Origin of the sequence: Arthrospiribacter ruber, from assembly GCF_019343195.1 — a bacterium.
Classification (GTDB): domain Bacteria; phylum Bacteroidota; class Bacteroidia; order Cytophagales; family Cyclobacteriaceae; genus Arthrospiribacter; species Arthrospiribacter ruber.
The window spans coordinates 403,674-428,424 of the sequence record NZ_RPHB01000003.1; the positions used below are offsets into that span (position 1 = coordinate 403,674).

At 41.7% G+C, this 24,751-nt stretch carries 24 protein-coding genes and 2 riboswitches; of the genes, 11 read left to right on the forward strand and 13 right to left on the reverse strand.

Annotated elements, in window-relative coordinates; genetic code table 11:
* Positions 1 to 69 precede the first annotated feature (69 nt).
* Both EGN73_RS07630 and EGN73_RS07635 read left to right on the forward strand, forming a co-directional pair.
* Complete coding sequence (locus EGN73_RS07630; protein ID WP_219287978.1) at positions 70 to 1,860, forward strand: ABC transporter ATP-binding protein; 1,791 nt, start codon at positions 70 to 72, stop codon at positions 1,858 to 1,860.
* Between the two features lie 119 nt (positions 1,861 to 1,979).
* Positions 1,980 to 2,756: a DUF3050 domain-containing protein gene (locus tag EGN73_RS07635; RefSeq protein WP_219287980.1), complete on the forward strand. Its 777-nt coding sequence runs from the start codon at positions 1,980 to 1,982 to the stop codon at positions 2,754 to 2,756.
* 197 nt (positions 2,757 to 2,953) lie between these two features.
* On the opposite strand, the gene EGN73_RS07640 is transcribed toward EGN73_RS07635, so the two are convergent.
* A complete protein-coding gene (locus EGN73_RS07640; RefSeq protein ID WP_219287982.1) occupies positions 2,954 to 3,904 on the reverse strand; it encodes a pyridoxal-phosphate dependent enzyme in 951 nt (316 codons plus the stop codon).
* 96 nt (positions 3,905 to 4,000) lie between these two features.
* Between EGN73_RS07640 and EGN73_RS07645 the strand changes: the two genes are divergently transcribed.
* Positions 4,001 to 4,684 carry a peptidoglycan DD-metalloendopeptidase family protein gene (locus tag EGN73_RS07645; RefSeq protein WP_219287984.1) on the forward strand — a complete coding sequence of 228 codons (684 nt, stop codon included), beginning with the start codon at positions 4,001 to 4,003 and terminating at the stop codon, positions 4,682 to 4,684.
* Here EGN73_RS07645 and EGN73_RS07650 read toward each other — a convergent pair.
* The gene (locus tag EGN73_RS07650) at positions 4,665 to 5,450 is read right to left on the reverse strand and encodes a type III pantothenate kinase (protein WP_219287986.1); all 786 of its coding nucleotides are present in this window, start codon (positions 5,448 to 5,450) and stop codon (positions 4,665 to 4,667) included. The two genes, EGN73_RS07645 and EGN73_RS07650, sit on opposite strands and share 20 nt — an antisense overlap.
* A gap of 249 nt (positions 5,451 to 5,699) precedes the next feature.
* Here EGN73_RS07650 and EGN73_RS07655 point away from each other — a divergent pair, with 249 nt between their 5' ends.
* The 6 genes from EGN73_RS07655 (at position 5,700) to EGN73_RS07680 (ending at position 9,165) form a co-directional block, all read left to right on the forward strand.
* The gene (locus EGN73_RS07655; protein WP_219287988.1) at positions 5,700 to 6,176 is read left to right on the forward strand and encodes a GNAT family N-acetyltransferase; all 477 of its coding nucleotides are present in this window, start codon (positions 5,700 to 5,702) and stop codon (positions 6,174 to 6,176) included.
* Positions 6,177 to 6,230: 54 nt separating this feature from the next.
* Positions 6,231 to 6,719: an antitoxin Xre/MbcA/ParS toxin-binding domain-containing protein gene (locus EGN73_RS07660; protein ID WP_219287990.1), complete on the forward strand. Its 489-nt coding sequence runs from the start codon at positions 6,231 to 6,233 to the stop codon at positions 6,717 to 6,719.
* A gap of 10 nt (positions 6,720 to 6,729) precedes the next feature.
* Positions 6,730 to 7,182, forward strand: coding sequence for an RES family NAD+ phosphorylase (locus EGN73_RS07665; RefSeq protein ID WP_219287992.1), 453 nt, complete (start codon positions 6,730 to 6,732; stop codon positions 7,180 to 7,182).
* An 87-nt stretch (positions 7,183 to 7,269) separates the two neighbouring features.
* Positions 7,270 to 8,028: an SDR family NAD(P)-dependent oxidoreductase gene (locus EGN73_RS07670; protein ID WP_219287994.1), complete on the forward strand. Its 759-nt coding sequence runs from the start codon at positions 7,270 to 7,272 to the stop codon at positions 8,026 to 8,028.
* 71 nt (positions 8,029 to 8,099) lie between these two features.
* Entirely contained in the window at positions 8,100 to 8,693 is a 594-nt protein-coding gene (locus EGN73_RS07675; RefSeq protein ID WP_219287996.1) for a hypothetical protein, read from the forward strand.
* A 7-nt stretch (positions 8,694 to 8,700) separates the two neighbouring features.
* Positions 8,701 to 9,165 (forward strand): hypothetical protein, encoded by a 465-nt coding sequence (locus EGN73_RS07680; protein WP_219287998.1) that lies wholly within the window; start codon positions 8,701 to 8,703, stop codon positions 9,163 to 9,165.
* 37 nt (positions 9,166 to 9,202) lie between these two features.
* Here EGN73_RS07680 and EGN73_RS07685 read toward each other — a convergent pair whose 3' ends face one another.
* The 10 genes from EGN73_RS07685 to EGN73_RS07730 form a co-directional block, all read right to left on the reverse strand.
* Positions 9,203 to 11,599 (reverse strand): TonB-dependent receptor, encoded by a 2,397-nt coding sequence (locus EGN73_RS07685; RefSeq protein ID WP_219288000.1) that lies wholly within the window; start codon positions 11,597 to 11,599, stop codon positions 9,203 to 9,205.
* A gap of 159 nt (positions 11,600 to 11,758) precedes the next feature.
* Positions 11,759 to 11,855: riboswitch (TPP riboswitch) on the reverse strand.
* A 108-nt stretch (positions 11,856 to 11,963) separates the two neighbouring features.
* Positions 11,964 to 13,028, reverse strand: coding sequence for a fatty acid desaturase family protein (locus tag EGN73_RS07690; protein ID WP_219288002.1), 1,065 nt, complete (start codon positions 13,026 to 13,028; stop codon positions 11,964 to 11,966).
* A gap of 141 nt (positions 13,029 to 13,169) precedes the next feature.
* Positions 13,170 to 13,691, reverse strand: a complete 522-nt coding sequence (locus tag EGN73_RS07695; RefSeq protein WP_219288004.1) for an AAA family ATPase — start codon at positions 13,689 to 13,691, stop codon at positions 13,170 to 13,172.
* On the reverse strand, positions 13,684 to 14,307 hold the full coding sequence (gene pnuC / locus EGN73_RS07700; RefSeq protein WP_219288006.1) for a nicotinamide riboside transporter PnuC: 624 nt from the start codon (positions 14,305 to 14,307) through the stop codon (positions 13,684 to 13,686). Before pnuC ends, EGN73_RS07695 begins: the two co-directional genes overlap by 8 nt.
* Positions 14,308 to 14,349: 42 nt before the next feature.
* Positions 14,350 to 17,169, reverse strand: coding sequence for a M16 family metallopeptidase (locus EGN73_RS07705; RefSeq protein ID WP_219288008.1), 2,820 nt, complete (start codon positions 17,167 to 17,169; stop codon positions 14,350 to 14,352).
* A gap of 220 nt (positions 17,170 to 17,389) precedes the next feature.
* A complete protein-coding gene (locus EGN73_RS07710) occupies positions 17,390 to 17,830 on the reverse strand; it encodes a hypothetical protein (protein WP_219288010.1) in 441 nt (146 codons plus the stop codon).
* Between the two features lie 2 nt (positions 17,831 to 17,832).
* Positions 17,833 to 18,303, reverse strand: coding sequence for a helix-turn-helix domain-containing protein (locus tag EGN73_RS07715; protein WP_246611503.1), 471 nt, complete (start codon positions 18,301 to 18,303; stop codon positions 17,833 to 17,835).
* Positions 18,300 to 18,776, reverse strand: a complete 477-nt coding sequence (locus EGN73_RS07720; RefSeq protein ID WP_219288012.1) for a hypothetical protein — start codon at positions 18,774 to 18,776, stop codon at positions 18,300 to 18,302. The genes EGN73_RS07715 and EGN73_RS07720 overlap by 4 nt, the downstream gene beginning before the upstream one ends.
* A 36-nt stretch (positions 18,777 to 18,812) precedes the next feature.
* Positions 18,813 to 19,049, reverse strand: coding sequence for a hypothetical protein (locus tag EGN73_RS07725; RefSeq protein WP_219288014.1), 237 nt, complete (start codon positions 19,047 to 19,049; stop codon positions 18,813 to 18,815).
* 132 nt (positions 19,050 to 19,181) lie between these two features.
* Positions 19,182 to 20,480, reverse strand: coding sequence for a voltage-gated chloride channel family protein (locus EGN73_RS07730; RefSeq protein ID WP_219288016.1), 1,299 nt, complete (start codon positions 20,478 to 20,480; stop codon positions 19,182 to 19,184).
* 33 nt (positions 20,481 to 20,513) lie between these two features.
* A riboswitch (Fluoride riboswitch) is annotated at positions 20,514 to 20,581 on the reverse strand.
* A gap of 106 nt (positions 20,582 to 20,687) precedes the next feature.
* Between EGN73_RS07730 and EGN73_RS07735 the strand changes: the two genes are divergently transcribed.
* Positions 20,688 to 21,623, forward strand: coding sequence for a TIGR01777 family oxidoreductase (locus tag EGN73_RS07735; protein ID WP_219288439.1), 936 nt, complete (start codon positions 20,688 to 20,690; stop codon positions 21,621 to 21,623).
* 29 nt (positions 21,624 to 21,652) lie between these two features.
* Here EGN73_RS07735 and EGN73_RS07740 read toward each other — a convergent pair whose 3' ends face one another.
* The gene (locus EGN73_RS07740; RefSeq protein ID WP_219288018.1) at positions 21,653 to 21,832 is read right to left on the reverse strand and encodes a PLDc N-terminal domain-containing protein; all 180 of its coding nucleotides are present in this window, start codon (positions 21,830 to 21,832) and stop codon (positions 21,653 to 21,655) included.
* Between the two features lie 318 nt (positions 21,833 to 22,150).
* On the opposite strand from EGN73_RS07740, the gene EGN73_RS07745 reads away from it, so the two are divergent.
* Positions 22,151 to 24,712, forward strand: coding sequence for a M14 family metallopeptidase (locus tag EGN73_RS07745; protein WP_219288020.1), 2,562 nt, complete (start codon positions 22,151 to 22,153; stop codon positions 24,710 to 24,712).
* Positions 24,713 to 24,751 lie beyond the last annotated feature (39 nt).

Sequence of the window (24,751 nt, forward strand, 5' to 3'; positions counted from 1 at the left end):
ATAAAATAAGCCCCAAGGAGGCGGATTGATTAAATTTGCGGATTGTACAGCAGTGAATAAGATTTAATAATGGCAAAAAAGAGAGGGACAGCCTTGGAGGAGCATGAGAAAAGAAAGCTCAACAAACAGAATCTGAGCAAATTGGGAGGTATTTTCAGGTTTGTGCTTCCATATAAATTCAATTTTTTTCTGGGGATGCTTTTTCTTGCATTTTCCAGCCTTACTTTACTCACCTTCCCTTTTGTAGCAGGTAAATTGATCGATGCGGCTTCAGGTGAAGAATGGCTTGTCACGGGGATCAACAACATAGCCTTTATCCTACTGGGAATTCTTTTGGTTCAGTCCATTTTCTCTTTTTTTAGGGTCTGGTTGTTCGCTAAGGTTTCCGAAAGGAGCATGCGCGATATCCGTATTGCCCTGTACAGACAGCTGGTCCAGCTGCCGATGACTTTCTTTGACAAAAGGCGAACAGGAGAGCTCATCAGCAGGATTACCGCTGACGTAAGTATGCTTCAGGATACTTTTTCCACTACTTTGGCAGAGCTTTTCAGACAGATCATAACACTGCTGGCAGGAGTTGTTTTCTTGATGTTTACCACTCCCAAGTTGACTTTGTTTATGTTGGCTACTTTTCCTGTTTTGGTCGTCATTGCGATGGTTTTCGGGAAGTTTATCAGGAAGCTCTCTAAAGAAACCCAGGATGAGCTTGCAGCTGCCAATGTAATCGTAGAGGAAACCTTACAGTCCATTATGACTGTAAAGTCATTTGCTGGTGAAGATTATGAATCCAACAGGTACAGTACTGGTCTCAACAGGGTGGTCAAAGTGGCCCTCAAGGCTGCTGGTTTCAGGGGAGCGTTTATATCATTTATTATTTTTGCGCTTTTTGGAGGTATCGTGGCAGTGATGTGGTACGGAGCCTCTCTTGTGGCTTCGGGTGAGATGAGTGTTGGAGACTTGGTGTCTTTCGTGCTATACACCACTTTCATTGGAGGGTCGATTGCAGGCTTGGGAGATATTTATGGGCAGATACAAAAAGCAATTGGTTCCTCAGAAAGATTACTCGAGATCTTGGATGAGGCGCCTGAGGTTTCTACAGCTGACTTTCAGCAAATACCGGTTGCAGGGGATATTGAGTTCAATAATGTAGCCTTTTCCTACCCCACCCGTCCTGAAGTGGAAGTATTGAAGTCGATCCAGCTGAAGATCAAGGCCGGTGAAAAGGTGGCTTTGGCCGGGCATAGTGGAGCAGGAAAGTCTACTATCGTCCAACTTTTACTGAAGTTCTATCCTGTATTGAAAGGGGAAGTGAAAGTAGACGGCAAACCTGTAAATGATTGGAATTTAAAACAACTGAGGTCCAATATTGGAATAGTTCCACAGGAAGTCCTCCTTTTTGGAGGAAGCATCCGCGAAAACATTGCCTATGCAAAACCCGATGCTACAGAAGAAGAGATAATTGAAGCTGCCAAAAAAGCCAATGCCTGGCAGTTTATCAGTCAGTTTCCTGAAGGTTTAGATACCAAAGTAGGGGAAAGAGGAATCAAGCTTTCCGGCGGTCAGCGTCAGCGTGTGGCCATTGCTAGAGCCATTTTGAAGGATCCTGCCATTTTGATTTTGGATGAGGCCACCTCTTCACTGGATGCTGAGTCAGAGGCTTTGGTTCAGGAAGCGCTGGATGAGCTTATGAAAAATAGAACTACCATCATCATAGCGCACAGATTGGCCACCATCAGAAAAGTGGACAGGATTTATGTCCTAAGCAATGGAGAGATAGTGGAGCAGGGAAGACACGAAGATCTGGCCATTCAGGAAGATGGGTTTTACGCGAACTTGGTCAAATTACAGTTTGCGGAGTAAATGTCGGGATTTAGCCTGTTCATCGTCTTAATTACTCATCTTATCTATCATGTTGATCGGAAGTAAATCAAATTTGCGTAGATCTTGTTTATAGAATTAATTCACCCACAAGTAATACAATGAATAGAATAAAACACCTTATGGAGGCCATAAGGCCTTACAGGGAGCAGCTGTTGGATCACCCGATTTACAAAGACATGACTTCGCTGGAGGATTTTCAGGTTTTTATGGAGCAGCACGTCTATGCCGTCTGGGATTTCATGAGTTTGCTTAAAGCCCTGCAGCTGAAATTGACAGGTATGTCCATGCCTTGGCGGCCTGCCGGAGATCCGAATGTAGCCAGACTTATCAATGATATCGTACTGGCCGAGGAAAGTGATGAAGATGGGAAAGGGGGATATTGCTCGCACTTTGAGCTTTACCTTAGGGCGATGAAAGAGGCAGGTGCAAGCACTTATGGAATTGATACAATATTGGAGCTTTTGTCCCAAGATTTGAGTCTTGAAGAAGCGATGGACAAAGTCAATATGCCTGCCGCTACTAAAGCTTTTCTGAAAGTAAATTTCTCATTAATTGAAAATGGAAAACCTCACCAGATCGCTGCTTCCTTTACCCTGGGAAGGGAAGACCTGATTCCTGATCTTTTCAGAAAACTGGTCAATGACCTCATTGCTTCGCAGCCTGAAGAGTTGAAGACCCTTGAATACTACTTTGAAAGACACATTCATTTGGATGAAGACCATCATGGCCCTTTGGCCATGCGTATGTTGGAATACCTCTGTGGTGAAGATCTGCAGAAATGGGAAGAGACACAAGCAGCTGCGATTGAAGCTTTGGAAGCAAGAAAGCAGCTTTGGGATGGGATTCATAAAGAAATACTGGTTGAAGTATCTTGAACAAAAAGAGGCTGTCTCATAAGACAATGCTTTAAAAAACCACCAAAATTTTATTTGTAATCAGTGAAACTTTGTGTCTTAGAGCCTTAGTGGCATTTTTAGCCACAAAGCCAATAAGTCACAAAGGAATTGACTCTTAAACAGAATTTTGTTTGGTTTATAAATCGGAAGATCAATTTATGATACAGCCTCCTTTTCTATTTAAAGGGTAGTTTTGCCAGATCTACGTTTCCGCCTGATAGAATGATACCCACCTTTTGGTCTTCGAAATGCTTTTTGTTTTTCAACAAAGCTGCTAAAGGCACAGCACAGCTGGGTTCAATGACGATCTTCATCCTTTCATAAATCAGACGCATGGCAGAGATGATTTCTTCATCTGATACGGTAACGATATCGTCTACATGCTTCAGGATAATTTCAAAATTCAGCTTCCCTAAAGAAGTCAATAAGCCATCCGCGATGGTTTTTGGGCCTTGCATAGGAATAAGCTTCTTGGCCTGAAATGACCTGAATGCATCATCTGCACCTTCTGGTTCACCAGCTATGATTTTAGTATCCGGCGAAAGGTAATGGGAAGTAAGCGCTGTTCCTCCCAGCAATCCCCCACCACCTACAGGAGCCATCAGGGCATCAAATGCGATACCCTCTTCCCACATTTCCAAAGCACAGGTAGCTTGCCCCTCTATCACATCATAATTGTCATAAGGATGTATAAAAGTGGCTCCGGTTTCCTTTACTACTTCATCCAGGGTAGTTTCCCTTGCCTGAAGGGTAGGTTCACATTCTATGATTTTTCCCCCGTATCCTTTTACAGCTTTTTTCTTGATTTCAGGGGCATTGGAAGGCATCACGATATAGGCTGGTATTCCGGCAACTGATGCCGCTCTGGCCAGTGCCGCGGCATGGTTGCCACTGGAATGGGTAGCTACACCGTTTTTCTTTGCCTCCTCTCCCAATTTGCTTACTGCATTGGCAGCCCCTCGGGCTTTAAAGGCCCCTACTTTCTGGAAGTTTTCACACTTAAAATACAGTTCTGCATCTGCGATTTCATTGATTGCTTGAGAGGTAAGTAGTGGGGTGCGGTGAATAAATGGCTGAATGCGGATGTGAGCCTGCTTTATTTCTATAAGGCTTGGATAATTAGTCATTGGATAAGGTTTAGCAGCACTAAGATAGGAAAATCAGGAGATGTTGAGGACATCAAATGGTTTTCCGGTTCAGCTTCTTTACTTATCTTGCGCACCATGCAAAATTCTCTTAGTAAGCTATTGGAAAATGTGGATACTTTCCCAGTGATGGGAGAGATTTTGGAAGAATACAATACATTGGTGTTGGATTTATCTCCCGCTAATCCTGATTTGGAAAAGCTGGACCTATCAGACACCAAAAAATTTGATGATTATGTTTTTGACCTGATCTCAAAAGCGAAAAAGAAATACGGAATTGGAGGTTATTTCGAACACAGGGCTATTTATAGCAGGAGTTCGGTTTTTGCTACTGATTTAGCAGACTTCCGGGATATTCACATGGGAGTGGACATTTGGGGACAAGCATGGACACCTGTTTTTGCTCCATTAGATGGGATTGTACACTCCTTTCAGGACAATGCAGGCTTCGGTAATTACGGCCCTACCATTATCTTGGAACATGAACTTGATGGTCAAAAGCTTTTTAGTCTATACGGGCATTTGGCCCTGGAAGACCTAAAGGATTTGCAAGTCGGCCAAAGCATCAGCAAAGGACAAAGGTTTTGTCATTTGGGGCCATTTCCAGAGAATGGAGATTGGCCACCACACCTTCATTTCCAATTGATGTGGGACATGATGGGGATGTTTGGGGATTTTCCCGGTGTTTGTTCCCATAGAGAAGTGGAAAAATTCCGCAAAATCTGTCCTGACCCTAATCTTCTTATACCTTTTTTGAGGTAAGGTTGGCCAAGGTGATCAGTCGGATTCCTTCCATAGTCAGATTTCGGTCTACTATTTCAAAAGTTCCTTCCAAAGATGTGAGGATAGTGGAAAGCCCACCTGTGGCGATGATACGGCAGGGAGTTCCGATTTCCTTTTGCATGGTCTCGAGCATTCCTTTTACCAGGCCTGTGTAGCCATAAAGGATGCCTGCCTGTATGGAATGAATGGTATTTCTTCCCAAGGCGGATTCCGGCAGCTTGAGCTCTACTTCCGGCAGTTTGGAAGTGTTCGAAAACAGCGCCTTGATGGCTGTTTTTAATCCAGGAACAATGTTTACTCCCATGATTTTTCCCTTTTTATCCACAGCGGTAAAAGTGAGGGCAGTACCAAAATCAACAATGATACAGGTGTCCGAAAAGCGTTCGAATGCAGCCGTGACATTGCACATAAGGTCGGTTCCTATTTCATTTGGTCGGGCTGTACTCACTTTTAGCTTATTGTAACTGGACCCCGAAATTAGAAAACCTTCTTTTTCTAAGTATTCCCTGCAAAATTTCTGTAGTGTGTTGTTGATCTCTGGAACTACTGAAGAGATTCCTATATGCTCGATTTCATCGATTTTAATATTGTTTTCGAGAAAAAAGAGCCTGATTTCTTTTTCAAGTTTGAGCAAGGAGAAGTCTTTGCTGGTCTCTATCCTGAATTCATGGATCCATGAATGAGCACTTTCATCATAAAAGCCAAAAACTATATTGGAATTGCCTGCATCTATGGCTAAAAACATAAAGTAGGATTTGAGTGGAAGCGGTTTGTAGTTTTCACCATTACCCAAATATAGAAATTGATTTTGTTTAACGCTTCTTAGGGCTACTCAAAACCTATATGAAATTTTTAAGATAAATATCCGTAATGGCTAACCAGGATTATGAAAATTCAATAAATCAGATTTTCATGCTCAACATTTCTTTATCAAATAAGACCGCTCAAACCATTCATTCAAGTAATTTTTGACAATTATTGATAATTTTAAAACATGTATACAATCAGAAAAGGAGAAATTGAAGACCTTCCAAGAGTATTGGAATTGGTCAATGAACTGGCAGTCTATGAAAAGGCGCCGGAAGAGGTTATCAACACAGTAGCAAAAATGGAGCAGGACGGATTCGGCCCAAATCCGGTTTTTGGGTTTTTTGTTGCCGAAAAGAATGAGTCGCGTGAAATAGTCGGGATATCCATTTACTATTACAGATACAGTACATGGAAAGGAAAAAGACTCTATCTCGAAGATATTGTGGTAACTGAATCAGAGAGAGGGAATGGGGCAGGTAAGTTGCTTTTTGATCAAACCATGCAAAAATGTCTGGATGAAGGGTGTTCTGGAATGACCTGGCAAGTGCTGGACTGGAATGAGCCAGCCATCAATTTTTATAAAAAATACGGGGCTGATCTGGATGGAGCATGGATCAACTGTAACCTGCAGGATTATCAGATTCGAGAAATACTCAAATGATTGCAAATGCAATAAAAAATATTTGTAATTAAAATAATCTTGTTAAATTTGTGTATGGTGTATTCATCTAAAAAATATTCATTTCCCTCACGACTTACCGAAAGTCAGGTTAACTCATCCTTTCAGGAGGGTAGTGAGGAGCAATATTTTTTCAAGCAAGATTTAGAATACGCTACAGTTGCAGAGCCGTCTTTGGTAGAGGAGCGATTTCGTCTATCTGAGACTATGGTTTTGTTTAATTACTTTCAATATACCCAAGCAGAAATTGCTGTATTGATGGAGGTAGATCCGAGTACATTGGTCCGCTGGAAAAAGGAAGATCGCTTATTGACTAAGTTGCTTACCAAAAGTATCAAAGACATGGACAAGATCGTTGCAAAAGGCATTCGCATATTTGGTACAGAAGAATTGTTTTCCACTTGGCTTCACACCATCAATGAGGCTTTAGGCGCTCAAAAGCCTGTGGATATCTTATTGCATCCACGGGGCATAGACTTAGTTGATCAAGCCTTGGATGCTATGTCTTGGGGGGCTGTATTTTGACTTATCCAAATTGAAATATTTCAGACTGATAGAAGATTTACCGGGAAGGATGCCATTGGGTTATGGTCCTGGGTCTGGCAGATGGAATCTTTATGGCACTCCAGTAATATATGCCTGCAGCTACACCTCTTTGAATTTCCTTGAATTACTGAGTATCAGAGGGCCGGTGGTGACACAAAGCCAATGGTCTTTGGTGGTTTTTGAAGTAAAAACTGAAGCTCCATTTGTGGATATCTCTGATCTTCCTGAAAACTGGGCACAAAAACCACATCCCAAAAGTACACAGCATTTGGGGAGCTACTGGGCACGCCAAATGGATACTGTAGCCCTTAAAGTTCCTTCATGCAGGACCCCTTTGGTCAATTACCCTCAGGAACACAACCTCCTTCTAAATCCATTGCATCCGGATTTTATGAAAAGGGTGGAATTATTGTCCATGGAGGCAGTAGGTTTTTTGGTTTGAAAATTTGATTTCAGCTCTTTGTGGATAACTATCTGCGGACGATGGTATTTTGTTTAAATTACCCCAAAAATTATAAACTTTATTGTCATGAAAATTTCATTGGAAAGACAGAGAATCTTGGTTACAGGTGCCTCAAGAGGTATTGGTAAAGGCATTGCTGAGCAGTTATCCACATCAGGTGCGGAGTTGTTGCTCCACTACAATCAAAACCATGCGGAGGCCAAAAAACTTCAGGAATCATTAGCTGGAAAGAGTAATCTGGTTCCCTGTGATCTTTCAGATCTGCAAAAAGTAAAAGGATGGCTAAAGGGACTGACTGAAACCTATGGCAAAATTGATGCAATTATCAACAATGCCGGTATAGCCATATCCATCCCTGACGATGCACCAACAGAGGATTGGACGGACGCTTGGTTGAAGACAATGAATGTCAATATCAATGCACTGGCCATCATTACTAAGGAGTTTATTGAACATGCTGTGAGTAATGGAAATGGAAGAGTTATCAACATTTCTTCTAGAGCAGCATTCCGAGGAGATACTCCGGACTACCTTGCTTATGCTGCCTCCAAAGCTGCGATAGTGAGTTATACACGATCAATTGCGCGGTACTACGGCAAAGCAGGAATCAAAGCATTTATCATAGCTCCAGGATTTACAAGGACAGATATGGCGCAGGATTTTATGGATCAGTACGGGGAAGCGTATGCGCTCAATGACATAGCCCTAAATGAGCTTACAGAGCCCAAAGATATCGCTCCTATGGTTGCTCTTCTCTGTTCGGGTCTGGCAGACCATGCTACTGGCAGTACCATAGATATCAATGCCGGTTCTTATGTACATTAATCTACAGGAGTAAATTTCCAAAGCCAAACCATATCCGGTAGATGTCTGTTATCTGTTTAAAAATATCACAGATGCCTTCAAGCAGTACGGACAGCTTTTCTCCCGAAATGATCCGGATTCTGAAAATCTTTGGAATCGGCTCCATACTTTTTGTGTTTGTCTTATCTTTTTTCAATGAGAAAAGAGCTGACAATAGTGGGGAGTTTGATTCAGTGCTTAGGGTTCCTGATTCCAACAGGATTTATTTCAAAAACCTGAGGGCACCGCAGTATGATAGAGAGGGGAGGGATGATGCCAAGATGAACCTGTACAGACATGGTAAAAGAACCAAGTCTGATCAGGCCCATTTTAATTTTATGATCTTGCTCAATAGGGTCAAAGATGAGGCTTATATTTTTGTTGAACCCTTTCCGGATGGGTTTCCTATTGTGATCAGGCACCGGCATCAGGAAACCGGAGAAGGCGGTGAAATAACCTTTTATGGTGGCGATAAGATGGCGCATTATGAATTTGCGCTGGAATTTTATCCGTTGGCGATAGAAAATACGTATTTTGAAATTAAAAGTGAGGAAGACTGGATTCCCCTTCTGGATAATGAAAAAGAAAGAGAGGCGCTAAGGGTGACTTTAGTAGACTTCTTCAGGCTCATCGATAACCCAAAATAACCGCTAAATGGAGCTTCGCAGAATAGATAATCTCTGGAAGTTTTTAGGCATCAAAAACAACCTTACTGTCAACTATAGCCTTCAGGAAGAGATGAGGTATACATTGATCAAAGGTGGCCTTGAACTTACCCATCAATTTAATCCCAAATTTTTAAAAAAATCCAACCTGATCATTCAGGAGAGAAACTTTAAGGAAAGCCTTCCACAGCAAAGGTTTCTAAGTCAAAAGCTGAGGTTTGGAATCAAGCCAAAGCTAAGCTCCCCGGTAAAGAATGCAGTTTTTTTCCCTAAAGAGCTATTGGATCTTCAGCACAGTTTTGACTTGGAAGTACAAAAGGATAAAAACGGTCATTTCAGGATTTCTCTTTCTCCTTTTGTTCCCAAAAATGTTTATGACATCCTGAATGCCGTCAATTTGATCAGTAGGACCTTGTGGGTCAAGAATTTTTTTGCAGAAGGTATCAGAAACTAAAAAAAGCCCCGGAAATAGATACACGGGGCCTTTTCGATTAAAACAGGATCTTCACGCCGGCAAGAAAGTTGGTTCCGGCCTGAGGATAGTAGAAGTTTTCCGTCACCAATTCTCTTCCAGTAGCACCCTCAGCCGGCAAAAAATAGCTGAAGGTATAGCCATTTGGTTCATACAACTGATTGAAAATATTGTTGATCAGTAAGGTGAATTCAAGATTTTTGACAAATCTCGGTCTCATGGCATAATTGAGTCTGAGGTCTGTGGTCCAGAAAGCGTCAAGCTTTCGATTTTCGTTCTGCGTATTATCCAAGTATTGGCTTCCTACGTATTTGTTGAGTAGACTGATTTCAAGATTTTTGATCGGTCGGTAGTCCAAGATAGCTGCACCGACGATGTTGGGAGAGAATGCGATATCTGTATCATTGTGGACAATTACCTCTTGAGTAAATGTTTCTGCGGCATAATCATCAAGATACTCCAAAAACTCCTCGATTTTATTTCTGCTGAAGGCAATGTTTCCACCTATGGTAAATTTACTGGAAAGTTGATAAGCACCTTCAAGCTCAATTCCTGCACGATAAGAGTTATCCACATTGTCTCTTACATAAGCACCTACATCGTTAAGTTGGCCTGTGAGTACAAGTTGGTCTCTGTAGTTCATGTAATAAAGATTGGCAGCATAAGTGAAGCCCGAACCTTGACCTCTATAGCCGGCCTCGATGTTCTGTAGGTTTTCTGACTGTGGAGCCCTGTCCACAATAGGGCTGTCAGTAAAGTCCCTTCTGACCGGCTCTCTGTTTGCTACGGCATAAGAAGCATACCAGGTTTTGTTGGGGTCTTTTTGATAGGTAAATCCAAATTTCGGATTGAAGAAGTTGAAATTCACTTCACCCGAGATATCCCTAAGGTCATTGTTGATTCCATCAAAGCTGTAGTCGATTCTTCGGTATTGGAGATCTCCAAAGAGGTAAAGTCCATCCAAGGCCTCATAAGTGGCTTTGGCGTAGATGTTATAGTCATCTTTGGTGGCTTTGTTGTCATAGTACCTGTCCCTGATATTCACATCGGCGGCATATTGCATCCAAATCAACTCTCCGAAATGGTCTCCATCATACCGATTGGCACCCCCTCCTATGACGGCATCCAGTTTTTTGTCGTCTGAGATGTAGTTAAGGGAGAAAACGGCACCATAGAAATCATTGTCCAGCCACCTTCTTCTGATGATGTCCATCCTGGCAATGCTTTGGTCTCCGATCACCACCGGCGGCAAGGCATAGTTGCTCAGTCTGTCATTTCTTCTAAACTGCTCATAAAATCCCCTTCCGTAGGTATAATGCAAAGCTGCATTGGCTTTCCAATTGGGGCCAAACTGCCCGGTATAAATGAGTTGATTATGTGTCTGCCTGTAGTTATCCACCTGATTGTCGTAGGTGTATGGGTTGAAAGTACGGTTGGTTTCAAGCAGTGCCTCAGGTACCCCTTCCCAGGCTTGATAGGTAACTTCGGCACCGGAAAAGACATTGAGTTTTACCACATGGTTTTCTCCATAGTAACCTCCGGAAAGAAAGTACGATCTCAAATCTGAAGAAGCACGGTCTATATAACCATCTGAAGTGATCTGTGAAAGACGGGCATCAAATGCCCATTTGTCATTGATTAGGCCTGAACCCACCTTGACCATGTGTCTTCTGGTATTGAATGAGCCAAATGAATTGTCCACTTCTCCATAAGCTTCTTCCTGTCTGGTGTCTGTCTGTATATTGAGGCTGGCACCAAAAGTAGCCGCACCATTGGTGGATGTTCCCACACCTCTTTGGATCTGAATGTTGTCCACAGAGGATGCAAAGTCGGGCATATTTACCCAAAAAACTCCATGTGATTCCGCGTCATTTAAAGGAATACCGTTGACTGTTACGTTGATTCTTGTCTGGTCGGAACCTCGGATTCTCAGTCCTGTATATCCAACACCGGCTCCTGCATCTGAAAAGCTGACCACAGAGGGTGTAAAATTCAGAAGAACAGGTATGTCCTGACCAAGGTTGAGCTTCGCTATATCCGACTTATCTACTTGGGTAAAAGTGGTAGGTGTCCTATCAGTCGCTCTGGTTGCGTATACGATAAATTCTTCCGTTAACAGACTACTTGACTGAAGTGTAATCTCTAGGTTTTCTGAGGCTGGGATGCTTACCTCTTTCGTGAAGGGTTCAAAACCCAAATAACTCACCCTAAGGGTGAAATTGCCGCTGGGGATATTTCTTATATTGAAATTACCATCCAGGTCTGTAGTAGATCCACGACCGGTTCCTGTAAGGATAACATTGGCTCCAACGAGGACTTCTCCGCTATTGTCTTTGACCACTCCTCGTAAATTGGATTGGGCTGTAGCAGTGAATGCCAATAGACAAAAGCTCAATAGGCATAAATAATGTTTCATGTTGATTTTTGATTCCGGAATTCCGGATTTCGGTTAAACATCAGAAAATCAAGGGGAGATTTTCGTTCATTGTTTACCCAAACCGAAGAATAAAGGAAAACAGAAGGCATGTAAAAGGGAGGATATATGCAACCCCAAAACTTGACTTTGAATTTCTTATACTTTGGTTACTCATTTCCCTTCGCCGGCACTACCCGGATCAGGTATTGTGGGTATGATCTCAGCCTGATGTATTAAGGCACCCCTCATGATCTTGGCCACAAAGGTAGTCTGAAAAGCGTATGAAGCAAAAAGTAAGGCCTCAGAAAATCTCTGTAAACAAAAAAAAGACCTGAATGGATTTTCAGGTCTTTTTGTGGGGGACTTAATTCAGTCCTAAATGTTTCAGGTGTCTTACATGCGAGGCGAATGCCAACCGCATTTTGGGATGCTCCAAGTAGTTGATATTATACTCTTCGCAGGTTTCTTTTATGATTTTACTGATGGCTGGATAATGGATGTGCGAAATGTTTGGGAAAAGGTGATGTTCTATCTGGAAATTCAAGCCTCCTATCATCCAAGAAAGGACTTTATTGTTTGTTGCAAAGTTGGCAGTGGTTTTCAGCTGATGTACCGCCCAGTCATTTTCCAATTTGTTGGTGGTTTCGTCAGGCATAGGAAATTCTGTTTCTTCTAAAGAGTGTGCAAGCTGAAAAACTACACTCAAACACAGGCCTGTCGCTATACCATAAGCCAAGAAGCCAATTAACCATGCAGAAAATCCAACTGTGTAAATGGGTATTGCCACGAATAAAACCAAATGAAGTGCTTTGAAACCCCAGAATACAAAATGTTCCTTAGCACTCATTTTGGCTATAGGAGTCTGGCCAACTTTTTTTGTAATGTATTTTTTGTAATCTGTAAAGAACACCCAATAGATGTAGAGGATGGAATAAACCATCAGAAAATACTTATGTTGGAATTTATGTATTTTATATTTTTTCTGGTTGGGACAAAGTCTCAGCAAGGGACGGGCATTCATGTCATCATCCACTTCATCTACATTGGTGAAGGAATGGTGTACTACATTGTGTTTGGTTTTCCACATGAAGACATTGGCACCAAGAAAATTAATCGTAACCCCTGCGAGTTCATTGACCCAGGATTTGCTGGAGAAACTTCCATGGGCACCATCATGCATCACATTGAAGCCAATTCCTGCTGCAAGTGCTCCAAGTAAGATGGCTTCAAGTAGGGCTATGGCCCAAAATGGTGTAAAAAAGACTAGATGAATGTACACTGCCATATAAAGCAGAACCATAAGAATGGCTTTGAAATACAAGTGGGTGTTTCCGGTGGGCTTGATGTTTTTCTGGGAAAAATAATCTTTTACCCTGCCTTTCAAATCTGAATGAAAGGAGGATGCTGCATTAAATCTGGGGGGACGCATTAAATGTAATTGTAATTTGAAATTTGATGATAATGAATGGAAAACAAGCTGGGCGATCGCTATACATTCTTATCAAAGATAGGGAATTATTTCCCATTCAAAGTTTTTTAACACTTATTCCATTGATTAGTAGATGTTAAATTACCTTAAAATTGTGTCGATAAAAGCAGTAGATGAGGTTTTTCTTTGTGTAGGATTGCCAGAAATGATTTTGAAAGGGATTCCAGTCTGTACAATGTGATTTTTATAAACCTCAAAAAAATACTTTCTCATTTGAGGATCAGGATGCTCCCGCTGTGGGTCGGCCTCCCATGGCATGTCAATGTCAGTCAGTAAATAGAGGTCATAACGTCTTTTTTGGATCTCTTCAAGTATCCATTCAGAGACTTTTTCATATTTGTGCTCACTCCAAACTTTGATCACCTGTAGGTTTGTATCACAGATCAATAAGCCTCTGGCATCTTTTGCTTTTTGGTCTTCAAGCTCTATTTGTCCTCTGCCTATCCTTTCCAGATCCGTGTATTCATATGGGCGATCCAGTTTCTCTATGTATTCCCGAGCAAATTCAGGGACACATGGACATCCATAATATTGGGCCAAATCCTTGGCTAAAGTGCTTTTCCCGGTAGATTCAGGGCCTATAATGCCCACTTTTCTAAGCATAGGCCTTTTCTTCTTTTTTGGCAGTTTTGACCCATTCTATTAGACCAATTGTAGCTAGGACTGTAAAAAACAAAAACTGGAAAGATGTCAAGGTAAGACCTTTGTAAAAATACAATGGTACAGAAACAATGTCAGTAATGATCCATGCAATCCAGTTTTCCACCTTTTTCTTAGCCATCAGCCACATCCCTACAAAGGCCGAAGCAGTGGTAAAGGAATCCCAATAAGGAACATCGCTGTCAGTAAAATTTTCTAAAACTAAATAGAGAGCAATATAGGACATGAAAAATAAGCCTATTGATTGAAAAATCCCTTTTTTGCTCAACCAAGTAACCGGTAATTCTTCCCTCTCGCCGGGAGGACGGCTCCACAAATACCAGCCATACACAGACATGCCAAAGTAGTAAGCATTGATGCCCATGTCTGCGTAAAGCCTATATTGGAAGCATAGGTACACATAAATCAGCGTGCTGACCATGCCTGTGGGAAAGACAAGGATATTTTTTTTGATGGAATATATCACACTGGCTATTCCAAAAAATACGGCCACACCTTCCATCCAGGTCATTTCTGCTATGCCTTCCTCAATCCCACTCCAAATCCAGTTCAAATCCATCTTATTACTTTACCTCTAATGACCTGCAATTTTACATTTTGTTTAGCTATCCTCTCTGGGTTTGGGGTATTTTTTGATTTCAAGTAGATTTTCAGGAATCAGAAATTCTCTGGCTACTTCCTGAATCCTAGCTTCATTGATGGCTTCAATGTGTTCGGATGCTGTATTGACTTTGTTCCAGTCAAGATCATGTTCACGAATGGCTATCATTTGTGCAAGCCAATAATTATTTCTTTTTAGATTTTCCTCCAGAGCTATTCTTCTTTTTTCTTTGACCTTTAGTAAATCATCTGTTTCAGGTCCGTTCTCAGCTATTTTCCTGATTTCCTTCCAGACCGCATCAGTAAGTTCTTCTACCATATCAGGGCTGCAAGGAAAGCTGACTGAAAAAGTGAATTGTCCTACAGGTACATGGCTAAGGCTGCCCCTTGCACCTACGCCATAGACCCCACCGAGCTCTTCTCTAAGGTTCTCAATAAGTTTGATCGTTAGGATCTCGCCCAAATAGGTGATGTCACGGGCTTTATCCCTTGAATAGTTTGTTTCCCCTGAAAAGAAAAGAATCACCTGGCTTTTTTCATCAGTACCGATATGCAAACTTTCAGACCTTCCACGTGGAGGCCTTATGCCGAGATCCTTGCTTTCACTCAGATGCACTGGGTCAGAAGGGAGTGTGGCAATATAGGTTTCCAAAAGTTGTTGAAATTCCTCGAGGTCAATGTTTCCGGCAAAAAAGAATTCAAAGTCAGCAGCATTGTTGAAGCGCTCCTGAAAGATTTCAAGCCCTCTATTGATGTTGATATTATCCAGTTCCTCCGGATCAAATATGCCCATGGCTCTTTTATTTCCATTGGCGATGATCATGTTCAGTTGCTTGGAGAATTGGAAGTCAGGATTCCCCTGAGCACTTTTAAGCTGCGTTTTTTGGTTGTTGAGGTAGATTTCGAAAAGCTCCGGATCTTTTCTTGGCTGGGTAAAATAGAGGTGAATCAACTGCATGGCCACTTCAGACTGTTTTGGGGAAAATGATCCGCTAATGTCCTGTTCGTAAGTGCCGATATTTGGAGTTACTGAAACTGTCTTTCCGGCCAGAATTTTTCTAAGGTCACTCGGTGAAAAATCTCCCACACCCATTATGTTGACCATTACGCCGGCATAGCTGGCTGAGTAATGGTCCTCATCAGGATATACAGAAACGCCCCCTTTGCCTCGAATCGAAAAAACAATTTCATCATTTTTGAAATCAGTGGGTTTTAAAAATACAGTAGCTCCATTGGAAAGCTGTATTTCATGTACTCCGGCTTCTTCTATATGTTTTTGGTTTTGAACAGGCTTCGGAGTAGGGGGTATTCCTATCAAAGATTCACTCAACTCTTTTTCTGTATAGGGCAAAAGCTCCATCCTATCCGCCTGCTTAAATAAATCCAAGACTGACTCCTCACTTGGGAGCTGGTCTTTTTGATCTTCCGGTGCGCTGATGATAATCACCCTGTTCTGCTCTGGGACCAATTCATCGGCAAGCGCATTGATGTCTTGCAATTGGATTTCTGGGAAGATTTCCTGATAAAATTCGTATTTCCAAGCTTCTCCCTCAGCAAAATTTCCTTTGAGAAAATGATTGACATATCGTCCTACAATACTTCTGGACTCGTTTTTGTCCATTTCCTTATAAGCCCTTTCGGAGGCATTGAGCAGGGCACGTTTGACCCTGTCCAACTCTGCTTGCGTAAAACCATGAAGGGCTACCCTTAGGTTTTCCTGAATCAAGGCCATGATACCATCTTCAATTTTATCTGGGGATACAGCTGCTGAAGCACTGAAATAGTCCATACTCCTTACATAGTTGCCATAGCTGGTACCTGCATAAATGAAGGGAGCATCAGGTTTTTGTCTGATCTCATCCAAGCGCTGGGTAAGCATTCCGGCATACATCAATCTGATTAGGTAAGCTTTGAAATCTGCTTTGGTCTCAAAACGGAGCGGAGGGTGCTTATAAAATAACTGTATTTGTATGCCCGGGGCTTCTTCATCGGTCACAATACTGACAAAGGTCTCCTCATGATCTGGAACCTCAAAAGTTTTCCGCTCCGGGTATCCAACCGGATTTTCAAGGTCTTCGAAGTATTCTTTTATCATAAGTTCTAACCTCTCGGGATCTGCATCGCCTACAGCCACTACCGCCATGTTGTTGGGGCGGTACCAGTCTCTGTAAAACTGTCTTAGCGTTTCATGCTCAAAATTTCTGATCACCTCCATATCACCTATGGGCAATCTTTCTGCATATTGACTTTGATATAGCAATTTGGGAAGGAATTGATCCCGTAGCCTTTGGGAATATCCCTGGCCGGTTCTCCACTCTTCTATAATGATGCTTCTCTCAGCATCTATGTCTTCTTCCAAAAGGGAAAGTCCTCCTGCCCAGTCCCGAAGAACCTGGAAACCACTTTTGAGCTTATCTTCGTCCTCAGAAGGAATGGGTAGGATATACACTGTTTCGTCAAAACCAGTATAGGCATTGAGGTCCGCTCCAAAGGAAACCCCTATGGATTGCAAGTATGAGATAAGCTCGTTTTTTTCGAAATGCTCACTTCCATTAAAGGCCATGTGTTCGGTGAAGTGTGCAAGGCCTCGTTGGTCTTCCTTTTCCAGTACTGAACCTGCATTTACAGCCAGCCTTAATTCCACCTTATTGGCAGGTTTGGGATTTTGTTGGATGTAGTAAATAAGTCCATTTGCCAAAGTCCCTTTTTTTACCCTAGGATCCAGAGGGACTTTTTGGGAGAGGTCGGTTTGGGGGAAGGTGAGAAAGGGGAGTAATAGAAGAAATAGGGAGGGGAGAATAATTTTTTTGTTGATTTTCATTTTCCGAAAGAACTGCTTGAAGCTAACAAATTAGTAAAAGCTGATTGATTGAATTTAGTTTTCTATGAGAATACCTGAACATCCTTTCTTCATGATCGCCTATCATTAAAAACCCTAAGTTGATCCGCTCTTGAGTAGCAGCGGAAATTGGAGAATAAACAATGAAGTAATAGGTGCTTTTCATAAGTATAATTTGGTAAACTAACCAAAACAAACATTCCTAATCGCTGCTTAATTCAAATTCCATATCCTCCTTAAACATATCTGAAATATTCAAGGTTGGTAGGATAAATTGTTCAAAACCGGATTTATCAAGTTTGGCATGAAGAATTCCCCTTGCTGTTCCAATTGTCAAAACAGTTAAGTGCGTTAAGAATCCTTTTGGGATAGTTATTGTGTTTCTTTCTTTGTTTTCGAATTTTAAAAAATCTTCTTCTTCTATTGAAAAACCACAAGATACTTTCATGATGATGAAAGGGTTTTCTTGGCATTTAAACATTAGGGAGAAATTCACAAATACTGCATGTTCAATAGGGTTTATTCCAAAACCATAACCAGTTTCTATTCCTACATTTTCTTGTTCCTTGTAGCAATTTTTTATAGTCGCAAACTCCTCAGTCGAGATAGACTTGATTGCAAATTTTATGGATGTGTTTGCCATAGTTATGCTGCCATTGAGAAACTACTTTCTCCAGTTACAACTTCACTTTTTTGATTCAATTGGTTTGGTCCAACCATTACTTTTTTGAATTCAGTAGAGATTGGGTGAAGTTGATTTATAATCTCCGACTTCTTAAATAAGAATTCATTTTGCTTCATGAAGTTGTTGTAAAAAACAGCCACTTGTTTTTTTACTTTAACTTCATCAGGTTTTAATACTTCAAAAAGGCTCTCACCTAAAACCGACTCTATCTTTGCGATACTTTTCAGTGTGAAGTTATGAGTTCCCTGCATCCATTTACTGATTTCGGATTCTTTTTTACCCATTAAAGAGGCAAGGTCTCTTTGGGTTTTGCCTTGCTTTTCCAATAGTTCATGGATTTTATTAGCCACATCGAATGAGTGGTCAACAAAGCGTTTCACTTCATCACTGATTTGGATTGATTCAAAGATCTTACTCATATTGGGTTTCATGGATTGATATAAAATGAAAGATCACCTTCTATTTCTTTTTCTCGGAAAGAGGTTTGGTCATTTTCATTCTTCATTTTTAAAATAAAAGCAACAAGATTCATCAAATTGAAATGAGGTAATGCATCTGGGCTATTTTGAACAAGCTTAGATGACTTAATGCCTCCATTACCGAGAATTACAATTGCATCTGATACACGTAAACAATATAATCTCAAATTAGATTTTGGTGGTGGTATTGGCAATGCGTTGGCTTTTCTTTCGGGTCTGAAATATCTTTCAAGCGCTCCAAATTCTCTTCCGATTTTTTCAATCCAATATTTAATGGTTTGAACATCTTCTAGGTATTCCTTTTCGTTTATGAATCGTAAAAAGAATTTATCAGTTTCGCAAAACTCTTCTCCAACTTCATGAATTGAATAGAATTTTGTTTTTTCAAAACTAATATATTCCTTTATTTCAAAGTAACGCTTCACTTTTAAGTTAAGTTTACAAATGTATGTTAAAAATATTTATCTAAGCAAATAATTTAGCCATTTATGATCAATGGTAAGTTTCATTAGATTCCGCTGCCATCCCCAATTCCTCTTTTTTATTTCGTTGCCCCATGCCTCAATTTCATGTTGCGTAATCTTCACATGATTTTCATGCAGAATGTTTGCTTTTGCTTCTTCATTGTCAAAAAATCTCCATTCTGCTTTTGTCTGCAGTTGATTTATTTTAATTCTTGAATGAGTTTCATTTTTCACATGATGAACTCAGGTTGAAATAAAAAATAGATTTACCTAAGGGTAATATAACAATAGTTTGTTATGATTAAAACTAAGGTTAATTTTTTAAATCTCAAAAACCTAATAACTCTTGTCAGCCGACCAAGCCACTTACAACTCCCCCAATTTCCTCCCTTTACTTGTTTTGGCTTTGAAGCTTTTGGGACTGCCAATTACCTGGGAATTATAGATCCCTGCATGTCCACTGAATATATAGGCTAGTACACAGGCCACTCCAATAAAAATCCCGGGCTCCGCGCCAAATAGCTCTATTCCCATCAGCGTACAGGCAAGAGGCGTATTGGTAGCTCCGGCAAAAACACCCACGAACCCCATTCCGGCCAATAAGGCCATAGGAAGCGGAATTACCCCGGAAAGGGCATTGCCCAAAGTCGCGCCTGTGTAAAACAATGGCGTTACTTCTCCTCCTTTAAATCCTGCCCCTAAAGTAAGGGAGGTCATGAAAATTTTTACAAATGAATCATACCAAGGGAGGTTTTCAGTAAAAGCATCCACGATGGTCGGGACACCAAGACCAATGTATTTGGTGGTGCCCATCGCCCAGACCAAGAGGGCTACCAGCACTCCACCGATTACAGGACGCAGAGGTGGGTATGAAATGTAGTTTTTGAATAATTTGGACCAGATATGTGTGGCTTTCGCAAAAATTCTTCCTGCCAATCCAAAACATATTCCTGCAGGAATAATCCACAGCAAGGTGGGGATGTCCAAACCTGGCACCGACAAAATTTCATAATGGGTGTGATGGACATTCCAAAATTCTGCGCAGGCATAATCGGCCACATAGGCTCCAAGAAAGGCAGGCAGGATAGATTCATAGCGTATTCGGCCGACGACCAGCCATTCCAAAGCAAAAACAGCTCCCGCCAATGGAGTTCCGAAAACTGAGGAAAATCCGGCAGCAACACCAATGGTGATCAGTATTTTCCGGTCTTCTTTGGTGAGTTTGAACCATTTGGTAAACTGATCTGCGATGGCGCCTCCCATCTGAACCGCTGTGCCTTCCCTTCCTGCCGAACCTCCAAAGAGGTGGGTGGCTATGGTTCCAAATAAAACCAAAGGAGCCATTCTCAGGGGGATTGTTTTTTGCGGGTTGTAAAATTCCTCCAAAAGCTGATTGTTTCCTTTCACCACAGATTCACCGAATTTGTGGTAAGTCCAACCGATTATCAGCCCTCCAAGGGGCAATAAAGCGATGATCCACAAGTTGGCTTCCCGGTAATTGGTCACGAAGTCCAGCGCGACTAGGAAAAAGGCTGAAGCCGAACCGGCCAGAAATCCCACCAAACTAGCAATAACCAACCATTTGACCGTGAAAATACCACTTGGAAAAAATTCTTTTTGAAAAAAATCTTTTGCTTTTAATTCTCCTAATATCCTCTTCAACATATACAGTAAAGGTCTAGATTTTGAAAATAATCCGTTGAAGTAGGAGTCATCAGCTTGTTCAAAAAAGCGGTTGAAGGTGGCACCCCATCACCTAATATCCTGACAAAAATAGCTTTTCTTGCCTAAAACCATAAAAAAACTGCGGTTTTTTATACATTCTCAAACAAAGCCATAACTTAAGGATTGTTATTAAATATGAAGAAAGCGATGAAGCATATTTTGATTACCGGTGGTTCAGGACTCATAGGAAGGAAAATCACCTCACTTTTAGAAAGAAAAGGATATGAAGTGGCTTGGCTGAGCCGAAGCGGGGGAGGTAAATCCCAAAAGACATTTGTCTGGGATATAGATAAACAGGAAATGGATGCTGAGGCCATAGATTGGGCAGATGCCGTTATCCACTTGGCGGGTACTAGTGTAGCCGATAAGAGATGGACTGCCAAAAGAAAAAGAGACATCCTGCAAAGCCGAACCATGTCCACGGCTTTGTTGAGAAATTACATTGAAAAATCAGGAAAGAGACCTGAAGTATTTGTTTCTGCATCTGCTGTAGGTTATTATGGATTCAATACCGGGGATAAATTGATGGAGGAGAATAGCCCGGCGGGTGATGATTTTTTGGCACAGGTGGTCATAGCCTGGGAAGATGAAGTGGAAAAAGTCAAGAAGTTGGGCTTGAGGACGGCCATGTTGCGGATAGGGATCGTGCTTGCTAAGGAAGGTGGGGCATTAGTAGAGATGCTTAAGCCTCCAGTTGCTGCTCCTCTTGGCTCGGGGCAACAATGGATGAGTTGGATTCAAGTGGAAGATTTGGCCAGAATGTTTGTTTTTGCCTGCGAAAGTGAACATGTAGAGGGGACTTTCAATGCAGTAGCTCCCAGCCCAAGTACCAATGCACAGGTCACAGAAAAGGCAGCAAAAAGAAAAGGGAAGCCTTTTGTCAATATAGGAGTGCCTTCATTTGCCCTAAAGATCATTTTAGGTGAAATGGCCAATATGGTCTTGGGAGGCAATAAAGTTTCGGCAAAGAAAATCAGGGAAACAGGATTCGAATTCCGGTATCCAAGTTTGGACGAAGCATTGGACAAAACATTTGCCCAAGGAGAGGACAAGCCTTCTTCACGCGATTCACTTGCCCATTGATCAGAGGTGGAAAATTGATAAAAGCTAGCCTAATACTGTCTAGCTGACCTTTTACCTACCAAAAACCAGAGCAAAGTACCTAAGAGGGGAAGGAAAATGACGACCAGGATCCAGACAATTTTCTCATTTCCGGGACCAAAATTACTGGTCAGCACATCATAAATGGTATATGCATAAATCAACAATCCAATAATGCCTAATCCAAACATGTTTGAGGGGTTTTAGTGTCTGTGAAATATAGTTTTTCTTTTAAGTTTTTTCGCAAAATGGAAATACAGAAAGGGGCCAAATGGGTGGAAAAATAAAACAATGGCCACTAAAAGCATCCGGTCAAATCTTTGGATAGCAGTATTTTTGGACAAGTCCAAAAGTGCCCAAATCGTAAGTAGGCTATAAAGTACAGCCAAAACCAATACCATACCCATCATAATAATTGTGTTGTGCTTCTTATCAAATTCCTGCTATTTTAGCAGTTATCGAAATTAACGGATTTTTTAAGTTAAATACAACCAAACGACATTAAAGCTATGAATACAAGACTATTTTCCTTAGTCACCTTGATGCTGCTGATCCTCGGACAGGCTAATGCACAGAACAAGTTGAGTGATTACTTGCCAGAGGGTTATACATATGACCCCAGTGTTCCTACACCAAAAGAAGTCCTAGGTTTTGAGGTAGGGGACTGGCATGCTACCCACGATCAGGTGGTCAACTATATGAAAGCAGTGGCAGAGGCTTCTGACAGGGTGACTTTTGAAATCATTGGGAGGACTTATGAAATGAGACCACAGACGGTTTTGACCATTACTTCCCCTGCAAATCATGGAAGGATTGATGAAATCAGGGAGGAAAGAAAAAAACTGAGAGATCCTGATGCATCAGTGGACTTGGAAAATATTCCTTTGGTGATGTGGGCGGGGTATTCTGTCCATGGCAATGAACCCAGCGCGGTCAACGCTGCCCTTTTGGCAGCATACCATTTTGCAGCAGCCAATGAGGTAGCAGATGATTTGGAAAACATTGTCATATTGCTGGATCCTGCCATGAATCCGGATGGGGTAAACCGCTTTGCTTCTTGGGTAAATACCCATAAAAGTTACACCTTAAATGCAGATCCTAACAGCAGGGAGTTCAATGAAGCTTGGCCTAGAGGAAGAACCAACCACTACTGGTTTGACCTCAACAGAGATTGGCTACCTGCACAACATCCGGAGTCCAGAAACCGGGTGGCCAAATTCCAGGATTGGTATCCCAATATCCAGTTGGATCACCATGAGATGGGCACCAATTCCACTTTTTTCTTTCAGCCCGGCATTCCGGCCCGAAACCATCCTTTGACACCCAAAAAGAACTTTACCTTGACTGAGAAAATCGGTCAGTATCATGCTAAGTTTTTGGACAAAATCGGCTCCCTGTACTACAGTCAGGAAAGCTTTGATGATTTTTATTACGGCAAAGGATCTACTTATCCTGACGTTCAGGGATCAATAGGGATTTTGTTTGAACAGGCTTCTTCAAGAGGGCATGTGCAGGAAAGTATTTACGGTCCTTTGACTTTTGCTTTTACTATCAAAAATCAGTTTGTGACCACACTTTCTTCCTTTGAGGCAGCAAAAGAAATGCGGGTGGAGTTGAATACCTATATGAAGGATTTTTACAGACAGGTAAAATCAGAGTATGAAGAAGATTCGAACAAGGCCTATATTTTTGGGGCCACTGAGGATGCAGGTAGGACATTTCACCTTGCAGATATGATACTTCAGCACGACACAGAAGTGTTTAGCCTTCAGGAAGACATTACAGTCAATGGAGTTGAATTCAAAAAGGACAAGGCTTTTATTGTTCCTCTCAATCAGCCACAGTACAGGTTGATCAAATCCATGTTTGAGACGAGGACAACTTTTGAAGACAGTCTTTTCTACGATGTGTCTGCCTGGACTATGCCTATGGCTTTCAATTTGGATTTTATGGCGCTGAGCAGTAGGATTTTGAACTTGGCTAGTGTGGAAAAAGTCTCCAAGGGGCTTCAGCTACAGGAAGGAAAAGTGATAGGGGAATCAGGAGCGTTCAGTTATATTTTTGCTTGGGGTGAGTATTATGCTCCCAAGGCACTTTATGCCTTAATGGATAAGGGTTACCTGACCAGAGTCGCCCATGAGGAAATCACCACACCCGAAGGGGTAAAGATGGGAAGAGGCAGTATTTTGGTTTCCAAAGGACAAAGTAAAGTCAGTGATGAAAGCTTCTTTGAGGATCTTCAAAGCATCGCCAAAGAAAGCGGAATAGAAATCCATGCCATCAGCACAGGGTATACCAAAGGGGTGAATGTGGGATCGCCCAGCATAGACGTGCTTGAAAAACCTGTTGTCGCTATTTTTGTGGAAGGTGGTGTCAGTAGCGCTGAAGCCGGAGAAACCTGGCATTTGCTGGATCAGCGTTTTGAGATTCCGGCTACCTTATTGCCTGTAGACAGGTCAGGGTCTGTAGACCTGAGTCGGTACAACGTCATCGTTATGCCCAATGGGAATTACAATTCTCTGGGAAAAAGCGGTGCTGATAAGTTGAAGGATTGGGTCAGCAGTGGAGGAACATTGATCGCCAGAGGATACGCTTTGACCTGGTTGAACAACAATGGAATTGGTTCTTTTTCTTTCAAAAACTCCAAAGAGGAAGACACAGATACCATTCAGAAAAGCTATGCAGATTACAGCAGGGCTACTGGCGCAAAAGTGACCGGAGGAGCCATTTTCAATGCCAAACTGGATATAACCCATCCCATAGGATACGGATACACCAAACCCGAGCTTTACACTTTCCGCAATGGAAACCTTTTTATGGAGCCGGCAGGGAATCCTTATGCCAATCCTATGGTCTATACTTCCTCTCCTTTGGCCAGTGGCTATGTCCATCCGACCAATCTTGAAGAACTTAAGGATACCGGAGCCATCAGATTGGCAGCGCAGGGCAGGGGTAAGGTCATTGGTTTTGTAGATAATCCAAATTTCAGGGCTTTCTGGTTTGGTACCAATAAGTTGTTTATGAATGCCATGTTTTTTGGACAGACGATCAATTCAGGAACTGCCAGGTAGTTAGGATTTATAGAAATGAAAAGCCCTGCAAAATCCATT